General features: G+C 49.8%; 8 protein-coding genes (1 of these 8 running past the window's edge). All 8 read right to left on the bottom strand.

Annotated features, from left to right (window positions below):
- Positions 1 to 1,308, bottom strand: partial view of an FAD-dependent oxidoreductase gene (locus tag ACYCSE_RS10955; RefSeq protein WP_459702248.1) — the 5' portion only. Its footprint begins 303 nt before the window's first position; only the first 1,308 of its 1,611 coding nucleotides appear in the window; the start codon lies at positions 1,306 to 1,308; its stop codon lies off the left edge, out of view.
- Between the two features lie 25 nt (positions 1,309 to 1,333).
- Entirely contained in the window at positions 1,334 to 2,272 is a 939-nt protein-coding gene (locus ACYCSE_RS10950; protein WP_069290896.1) for an ROK family protein, read from the bottom strand.
- Between the two features lie 152 nt (positions 2,273 to 2,424).
- Complete coding sequence (locus ACYCSE_RS10945; protein WP_459702247.1) at positions 2,425 to 3,264, bottom strand: MurR/RpiR family transcriptional regulator; 840 nt, start codon at positions 3,262 to 3,264, stop codon at positions 2,425 to 2,427.
- Complete coding sequence (locus ACYCSE_RS10940; RefSeq protein WP_459702246.1) at positions 3,242 to 3,961, bottom strand: N-acetylmannosamine-6-phosphate 2-epimerase; 720 nt, start codon at positions 3,959 to 3,961, stop codon at positions 3,242 to 3,244. Before ACYCSE_RS10940 ends, ACYCSE_RS10945 begins: the two co-directional genes overlap by 23 nt.
- A gap of 5 nt (positions 3,962 to 3,966) precedes the next feature.
- On the bottom strand, positions 3,967 to 5,505 hold the full coding sequence (locus ACYCSE_RS10935; RefSeq protein WP_459702245.1) for a DUF4127 family protein: 1,539 nt from the start codon (positions 5,503 to 5,505) through the stop codon (positions 3,967 to 3,969).
- A gap of 100 nt (positions 5,506 to 5,605) precedes the next feature.
- Positions 5,606 to 7,432 carry a protein O-GlcNAcase gene (locus ACYCSE_RS10930; RefSeq protein WP_459702244.1) on the bottom strand — a complete coding sequence of 609 codons (1,827 nt, stop codon included), beginning with the start codon at positions 7,430 to 7,432 and terminating at the stop codon, positions 5,606 to 5,608.
- A 50-nt stretch (positions 7,433 to 7,482) separates the two neighbouring features.
- Positions 7,483 to 8,373: a carbohydrate ABC transporter permease gene (locus ACYCSE_RS10925; protein ID WP_459702503.1), complete on the bottom strand. Its 891-nt coding sequence runs from the start codon at positions 8,371 to 8,373 to the stop codon at positions 7,483 to 7,485.
- Positions 8,373 to 9,254 (bottom strand): carbohydrate ABC transporter permease, encoded by an 882-nt coding sequence (locus ACYCSE_RS10920; RefSeq protein ID WP_250259754.1) that lies wholly within the window; start codon positions 9,252 to 9,254, stop codon positions 8,373 to 8,375. The genes ACYCSE_RS10925 and ACYCSE_RS10920 overlap by 1 nt, the downstream gene beginning before the upstream one ends.
- Positions 9,255 to 9,281 lie beyond the last annotated feature (27 nt).

Genomic DNA, 9,281 nt, shown 5'->3' with positions numbered 1-9,281 from the left:
GTTAGGGATGTAGAATGTTCGCTGAGATACCGTAGTTGGATGAAGATCCAAATGATAGCTACCTACACCTACACTGTCTGTATATCGCTTAGGACCCTCTTCTCCCCGAAGCTCACGACTTACATCAAACTCAGATATCATATAATTGGCCTGAATTCGGCGTGACTCGCGAATATAAGCCGTTTTAGCCAGACCGTCAGAAGTGCCGAGAATATCACCCCGTAGTCGAATTCCCGGATAGCCGAACCCTCCATCTAACCGGGGCGCTTCGGTTTGAAGCCAATATATTAATGAACGAGTCAACTCACGCGCTCCTTCTCGATGTTTTGCCTGCTCCTGAGCGGTGACACCTATCAATGGCCCTAGGTAATAATCATTTTGCGCCCAGTTTAAAAGAGTTACCTCACCATCATTTAGCGGTTTGCTCCATATCGAGGGATCTACAATACGACGATAATCCCATAAGGATACAATGCCCTGATCGTTAGGAAACAATGTGAACTGTTTTAGTTTACTGGTATCATCCGCGTCAGTAGCAAACCAGCTCAAAATCGGAAAACGGGAAAAGGACGGAATATAATTTCTCCAGAAATCATATTGTTGCGGCCGCTCTATAATGAAGCTTTCCCGGGGAATATAGTCTACGGCAGCCACATGTGTGATAGATTGCATATCAAAAGGGTTAGCACACTCCAGTGCATGAGGTTCACCCGTAGCAGCCCGCGACTCCGCTCCACTCGTATGCTCCACGCCCGCCATTGGAAGGAGATCACCACACTCTGTCGCATCCAGATAAAACGTTCCGTGCAGCACTCTAAATCCACACTTATGATCAGCGCTATTCGAGGTACGGACAGTTACAGAAGTAATACAGTCCCCATCCGTCTGAACGGCAATAGGCACGGTGCGATAGTATACATGAACGCGCCCCGTATTCAAATAGGGAGCGAGCATATCTTCAAGCACCCGCAGAGCTACCCGTGGTTCATGAGCCAGACGGCTTACCCAACCGTTCCCAGGGTTGAGAATGGGATTATTTCGAGCTTCTTCGGTTAACGGATAGTTCTGACGGTAATAGTCACGTACACGATTACGGAACTCACGGTATGTTGCTGTGCAACCAAACTGTTCGATCCATCGATGCTCATCTGGGGGAACCGCCTGTGAAGTTAACTGCCCCCCTAACCAGTCCGTCTCCTCTGTCACGATGACTCTCATGCCAGCCTTCGCCGCCGCAAGAGCTGCCGATGTCCCCCCTAGACCTCCGCCAATCACAACAATGTCGGTATCAAGCCGTTTTTGCGTCATGGTTCGTTCCCCTTTCATTCTTGTACTAGGACTCGGTCATTTCGAAGGCAAGCCGTGCAGCGCCGATGATTCCAGCGCGATTGCCCAACAATGCCCGACTTACTTCCGTTTGAACTCCAAATTGGTGCAGATGCTTTTCCAGCATGGGCCACCAGACCTCTCCCGTGTCCGCTACTCCTCCGCCTACAATGATCCCCTCAGGATCAAGAGTCACCGAGATGTTAGCTAGAAGTACAGCTAAATCTGCGGTGTAATCATCCAGCACCTGGATTGCCTCCTGGTTACCGTGAACGGCCTCTTTCACAATCTCGTTTCCCGAGCGGTACAATTTACCGACGTGTTCCCTACCTCGACGTAACAGGGCGCTCCCCGATACATATTGCTCGGCGCACCCTTTTTTTCCGCAATTACAGGGGTGTCCTCCGGGGTATAGAATACTGTGCCCCCAATCACCGCCGCTCCAATGAGCCCCTCTGCACAAGAGGCCATTTTCCATATATGCACCTCCGACACCTGTTCCCAACGTGAGCATCACCAAGCGTCGCTTGCCTTTCCCCGCTCCCTGCCACGCTTCTCCAAGTAAAGCGGCGTTCGCATCATTATCAGCAACCGCTCGTAAAGCCAGTTTTTCTTTAGCCCACGTTACTAAGGATGTACCTTGCCAGCCAGGTAGGTTATCTGTGGCGTACACAACTACGCCGCTCTCCACATTTACTCTGCCAGCAGTAGCAATGCCTAGAGCGCCTATATCTATATAGGCACCGATGCTGGTATCCCCAAAAGAACGCAACAGTCCGAGCACAGATTCTGACACCTGCGACAACACCCATTCACGTCCACGGGAAGCGTCCGTATCCAGCCGGATTTCATCAAGCACCGATCCGTCCCGTGCCACTATGGCGGCCTTCACCGATGTGCCCCCAATGTCGATTCCAATGACTCTGTTCACAGCAGCTACCACCACACCAACCTCCTAGTTGCCCTACATAAAAGCTTACTAGCTCTTTGTACAAACCTTCTAATAATAGCAATACTTGAAATAACCATTCATAAGCACCACAAACACAAGTCATTGAACTGTCGGAGCACAAGTTTTCAATTCACAACTGAAAAATCTCAATAGCTTCGTTCAATAACGGCCCTCGCTGTTTTTTCCTTCATCTGTTTGGTGTGATTCGTATGCTTGCGAGCAAGCCCTTCGCAGATGAGGTCAATCACGAATAGTTGTGAGATTTTAGCGCCGATGGAACCACCTTCTATTGGGGCTTCCTTGCCTGCGGTCAGCAACACGATATCCGCAATGGAGGTAATGGGTGATTTGGCATAATTCGTAATTGCGATAACAGTTGCACCGTTTTGCTTGGCTTTATGCAGCATATCGTTCGTATCCAGCGTACTTCCTGATACACTAATGCCGATAGCCACATCACCCGGTTTCATGGACACCGCCATCATCGACTGAATATGTCCGTCTGCCACAGCCTCGGCGCGACGCCCGATCCGTAAGAAACGGTTTTTAGCATCCTGCGCAGAAATTCCCGAAGCGCCTACACCGAAAAATTGAACATAGCCCGCTTGATCGAGACACGCAATCGCACGGCCAAGCTCTGAATGGTCCAGCAGTCCCATACTGGAGTGCAAAATATCGAGCATGTTGTGATACACCGTACGCGTAATATCTTGTTCGTCATCTGGGTCGATGTTCTCCTCGCCCATATCGGTTTTACGATAAGTCTGGTTTTGTGCCAGGGACAGTCGGAAATCCTGATAACCCTTGAAACCAATCTTCCGGCAAAAGCGCATGACGGTCGTTTCGCCTGTACCTGCAAAATCCGCAAGCTCTGTCACGGAAAAATATATGATGTCTGCGGGATGATCCAGTACGCACAAGGCGACTTTCTGCTCCGATTTCGTTAATGAAGGATAATATGTGTTAATTCGGTCGTTCATCTCCATAGATGCATTTCACTGCCTTCCTTGCGGCATCGGCAAACCGCTGCGTAATCAATTGGGGTCTGGTAATCGCCGAGCCTACAACCACTGCATGTGCTCCCATTCGGAATGCTTCCTCAACCTGCGCCGGATCATAGATTTTGCCCTCTGCAATTAAAGGAACAGGAACCAGTTCTGACGCTCTCCGAACCAGCTCCAGATCAGGACCCTCAATCCGAGTAGAGTACGGCGTATACCCGGATAACGTGGTGGATACGCAGTCTGCGCCAAGAGAGGCCGCATGAAGCGCCTCCTCCAGTGTCGAAATGTCTGCCATGGAAGTAACTCCCTGCTCATGGGCATAATCTATGAGCCTCTTCAGCTTGCATCCCGCTGGGCGCGGTCGTAATGTGGCATCCAGCGCAATGATATCCGCGCCTGCCTCCACCAGTTCCTCCATTTCACGAAGGGTAGGCGTAATGTAAATATCAGAATCATCATAATCCCGCTTAATCAAGCCAATGACTGGTAGAGAAATCGCCTGTTTAATCGCACGTACATCCGATGCGCCATTGGCGCGAATCGCTACAGCTCCACCCTGCTGTGCGGCAAGCGCCATTTTGACCATAGAATCTGCTCCATGCAACGGTTCGCCTGGCAGCGCCTGACAGGATACGATCAGTCCGTGCTGAACTTTGGATAACAAACCTTCCATTCCCATAGGAATCACCCTCTCTTCTCGGCATGATGCCGTACGGTTAATCCGACTTCAAAGGTGCGGTTCCACGGCATGTAGCAATCTGTAATTTCCACGCGGCCTTCCGGCCCGTTCACATATTCATTGAGCGCCTGCTCCAGCCGTCCGTGAATAACCGCAGCTACCGAGCCTCTCGGTCCATCGAGCATAAACTTGGTAAAACCCATCTGCTCCACAATCCCGTTATTCATAGCCGTACGTACCACAGCGCAATAACAGGCATCCTCGGCGTAGCGCAGCGACAGAAAATCCAAATGTTCCTCCGTAGAGCCATAGTGGGTATACAGCATAGACTGGGCAATGACGGTGCCCAGCGTGTTAGAACTGGTATTCCAGCCTGCATAACCCGCCAGCTTAAAAAGCAGTCCTTTTTGCTTCAATAGTCTAATTAGCTTGAGATCTGCGCCGTTGGCGTAGCCCACATCAGCAACTGCAACATTTTGACCCGCATATTGCAGCATATAAGAACCGTACTCAACCAGCTCTACTACATTCCGATGTACATCATATCCGGTCATTGCACGCTGCTGGGATGAAGCTTCTGCCATCGTGTCACCGGGTGTGTTAGCCAACAAAATCAAATCAGCCTCCATTGCTGAGGAAGCTATTAGCCCACCTGCCGCCATAATCTGATATTTTAAGGTTTCGTAAAAATAGCGATCTTCAAAAAGCGGAACTACGAATGCCCCCTGCAAAGCAGACAATCGAGGATACACCAGTGGGACTACATTATTCATCTTGTTAACCCAACGAGCCAGCAACGTACAACCCACTTCATCTGCCCCCGGGTACATGTATACATTCAAATCCAGCCCAAGCTCAGAAATACGACTTCTTAGCCGCTGCTGATCCTTGGCGGTATAGCCGTAGGGAGCCGAATCATCCTGTGGGATGATCATAAAGTCAATGATACCTTCTGCTACGAGATCCAGTGCTACTTCATTGGCCGTCAAATTCACATGGCGACGCCCCAGGTAATCATCCAGTATTTCCATTGGCAAACGCTCGCTGATATCAGCTAATTCGAGCAACTCTTCTGAGGTAGCGATCCCCAGCTCCTGACGATGCTCAATGAAGCCCTTTCTGAATATCTCACGGCCCCAATCGGCATAGTAATCCGGTTCTTCATCAGCCAAAGAGTATTGCGGACAACGCATAATCAGTTGAAATGCATACAGAGTCAGTTGCGGATATAATTGCTTTAGCCTGCGAAGCCGATTCACTCTATCTCTGACCTGCTCGCTCGACATACCGTGTAGTCGAGAAGGTACGATTCCTCCGTACAGCAACGTATCCATCGCAACAATGGCTCCATCAGCAGTCGCTGCGCGTTCTTCGAGCCATGCCCATAGTCTGGTCGTATCGCCAGGGGTTTTCTTTTGTCCCATCCATTCCAATGGGGGCCGCTCCATTTCCAAGTCTGTGCCTTGTGCCAGTAAATAAGGAAATTGATAATTACAGGGCCGCTCATCCAGCGGTATAAAAAGTAATCGGGTGTTTGACCTCACCGTACATTCCACCTCTCCTGAAAATTACCGTTATCCTAACGGCAAATGATTATTTTCAGGGCAGCTATGCTGCCTTGGTTTCTTAATCCATCGCAAACACTCACAAGATCAGCCGATATTTGCCTTGTTCATCCTGATCGACATAACCCCACTGCGCGGCGGCTCGGATCGCCGGATTGCTACCCAGCCGAGCCTCCGCTTCTAAGCAAGCAGTGATACCGCGTCGCAGTTCTCCTGCGATTTCGTCCGTCAGAGGCGACGGCTCTGGCCCTTCAACTGCTTCGCTCGACGTGCTGCTCTCCCCCGACTGTGCATCGTCCTGTCGCTCGCTGCTGAGCGCAGCTTGACGCAGCACCTGCCACAGGCCCGCGTCCAGCTCGGCACGTTCCAGCCACGGCGCGGCCTGGGACACGAACCCTGCGGCTAGATCATCGGCAGGCACGTTCCGTAGGACGCTCACCGCCTGAAGCAGCCGCTCAAAGTACATATCCAGCGCAGGGATATCGCGCATTTTCAAAGCAAGGTCCACGTCCTCATACGTGTTGCCGCCTAATCGGCTGTTCCTGTTTTGACGACAGAAAAACATCAGTTCATCCGCACGCTCTCCCGCTAACTCCCGCGCAGCCCATTCCCAAGATAGCTCAGGCATATACCGTTCACTGTTCCACATGTAGTGGGACATCGTGATGAGCGTCACTTTGGAGCATTCCCACTGATTCATCGGGTTGGCCACCATACCGGTATGTCCGCAGTCCGGTAGCCCGGAATACCGTCCGCGTAGCGGATCAAGGAATAACCGATCATGGTCACAATCATTCACCGGGATGTTATCCCACAGCCACAGCTCATGCCCAAAGTATGCATGATTATCAGCGGCGTGCTCGCGACTAATCTGTGGAGCAAAAACAAAGTACCCCGTCCAGAACACCTTAATCTCCGGATGCAGCAGCTCACGGAAATCCTTTTTGTATTCGGTATCCCAATATGACCAATATTCCGAAGGACAGACCGTCAGCGTAAATTCAGGCAGTCGTTCAGCCAGCCATGCATGCACCTTGTTCGTCAAAAAGACATGAGCGTGACCCGAGCGGCCCAGCAAATGTCGATTTTCCCCTTTGAGTACGTAGTCAATGTCATCCATTAATACAGAAAAATGACGTACGCCAATCGCAATCACGGCCGTCAGCTTTTCCGTCAATTTGAGAAAATCTTCATCGCTACCAAAGCTCAGGTCGTTCCCTGGGCTGATACAATAATGAAAATCAACCTCATGCCGTTCGCAGGCTTCCTTTAATTCGCGGATCTGGTCAAACGTATCCTCAGGGTACGGTTCTCTCCATAGCTCACGATGATATGGATCATCCTTGGGGGCATACATGAACGTGTTCATCCGATGCGCAGCCATAAAACGGACGGCATCCAGCCGATCCGCGAAACTCCACGGTTTCCCATAGAAGCCCTCAATAATTCCTCGGACCGGAAAGGAAGGCTCATCCCGAATAGACATCACCGGCAGAGTACATCGCTCCTGTTCCACCTGAAGTAGGAGATGCAGGGCATCCATGCCGTATTTGAGCCCTCTTTTATTAGAAGCGTGGATTTCAATCCGCCCGTCCTTCTGAATGTCCAACCGATATCCGTCTGCAGCAAGCGTTCCGTCATATTCGAGCACCAACTGTACGCTTCCCCGTGTTTCAGTCGGTACACCCGGTCCTGGAGGTACAATGAGCTTGATCGGTCCCTCAGGGTCCAGCACACCTTCATACTCCTGATTCATTGCAAAGCGAGAGGACAGTTCACAGATCAGTCGCGGTTCGGAGATAACCAGCCTTTCCTCGCTGTCATACACATCACGAAAAAAATATTGTATCTCCTGCCGCGATAGCCCTACACCTGAATGAGGCCCCATTCCTTTGGACAATTTCATCGCAATCGTCTCCTTCCCTTCACAGGCTCTTCGTAGCCGTAACTACTGGCTTATCCTTTTACCGCTCCCGCCAGACCTTCCATATAGTAGCGCTGCGTAAACAGGAACAATATAATGATCGGCAGTACCGAAATCATTGTGCCTGCAGCAATCCAGCCGAAGTTATAGGCAAATTGACCGTTGAGATACGTGAGCGCAGCTGCCAGCGGATATAGCTCCGTATCGTTCAAAATAACGATAGGCCACAGAAAGCTGTTCCAGAACGACATCGCCTCCAATAGAGAGATTACAGCCAGCGCTGGCTTGACCAGCGGAAGCACCAGCTGCCACCAAATTCGGAACTCCGAAGCGCCGTCCATTTTACCGGAATCACGCACATCGGTAGGAATATGGATAAACGTCTGTCGCATTAGAAAAATGTTGAAAACGGAGACTGCCCCAGGCAACACCACACCCAAATAGGTATTGCCTAGATGAAGCCCTTGAATGGTCAGATAATGCACAATAAATGCGGTGTAGGAAGGAATAATCATCGTGGCAATCAGCAGCGTAAACACCAGATTTTTACCCTTAAAACGAAACACAGCCAAGGGATATCCTGTCAGACTGGCGAGCACCACATTAAGCACAACGCCCAACACCGTAATGATGACCGTATTCAGCATATACTTTGGAAAATTCATGAACTGCCACACCTGAACGTAGTTGTCGAAATCAATAAAGGTCGGAAAAATAGCGGGTGGCGTTGAAAAAATGTTGCGGCCTGGCATGAGGGATACGCTGAGCAGCCATAGGAACGGTCCCATTAAAAAGAGGGCGAGTAGTACTAGAAGCACGTAGATGACCGTCATTCTCAGTATTCGAGCAAGACTGTGCATGATGCGGCTGCTTTCCTTTTTAGGAAGAGATGAGCGTAGCATTTTGTCATCCTTTAGATTCATCAATAGGGATTGACACCGCCTTTCCTATTGAATCGGAATACGATAATACTAAGTACGGCAATCATTGCACCGACAATTAAGCCAAGCGCGGAAGCATATCCAAAATTAAACTGCTCCATGCCCTTTTGAAAAATATACAAGCTGGATGTCAACGTGGCCGTTCCCGGTCCACCCTTGGTTAGTACATATACTTCATCAAATACGCGAATAGCTGACATGAGCGATATAAGGGTACAGAACAGAACGTAGGGTCTCAGCAGTGGAAGAGTAATATGGACAATCAGACGCCATCGGCTTGCTCCGTCGACTCTAGCGGCTTCGTACAGATCTTGGGGAATATTTTGTAATCCAGCCAGATAGAGCATCATATAATACCCGAGTCCCTTCCACATTGTGATGAACATTAGTACATACAAAGCCAAGTTGCTGTCCGATAACCAGTGTATGTCTTTGCTAATCAAGCCGACCTGCATGAGCAAGTAGTTCACTATGCTGTTTTTGCCCAACAGCCAGCTCCAAATTAAGGCTACCGCTACCATCGAAGTCACAACAGGGATGTAGTAGGTCGTACGAAATATTTTAATTCCCGGGATACGGCTATTCACAAGCACAGCCATCAGGATGGAGAAAATTTGAAGAAAGGGGACAATGAGCACGTACAACAATGAGTTCCAAATCGAAATAAGAAAGTTATGGTCCTTAAACGCCGCTTCAAAATTATCCAAGCCGACAAAATGGGTGTCTGATATGACAGAGTAGTCCGTCAATGCCAGCGGAATGCTGTAAATAATAGGCCAAAATACAAAGACGGCAAGCAATAACAGTCCCGGCGTCATAAAGGCCCAGGCCGTAAAGGACTCCGACCTCAACCATTTGATCATGCTGCATCACCACCTGATTTTGATAAA

The organism is Paenibacillus sp. SEL1 (assembly GCF_054602535.1).
Note: the sequence above shows the minus strand (reverse complement) of the source record. Positions and strands in the feature narration are given on the sequence as shown.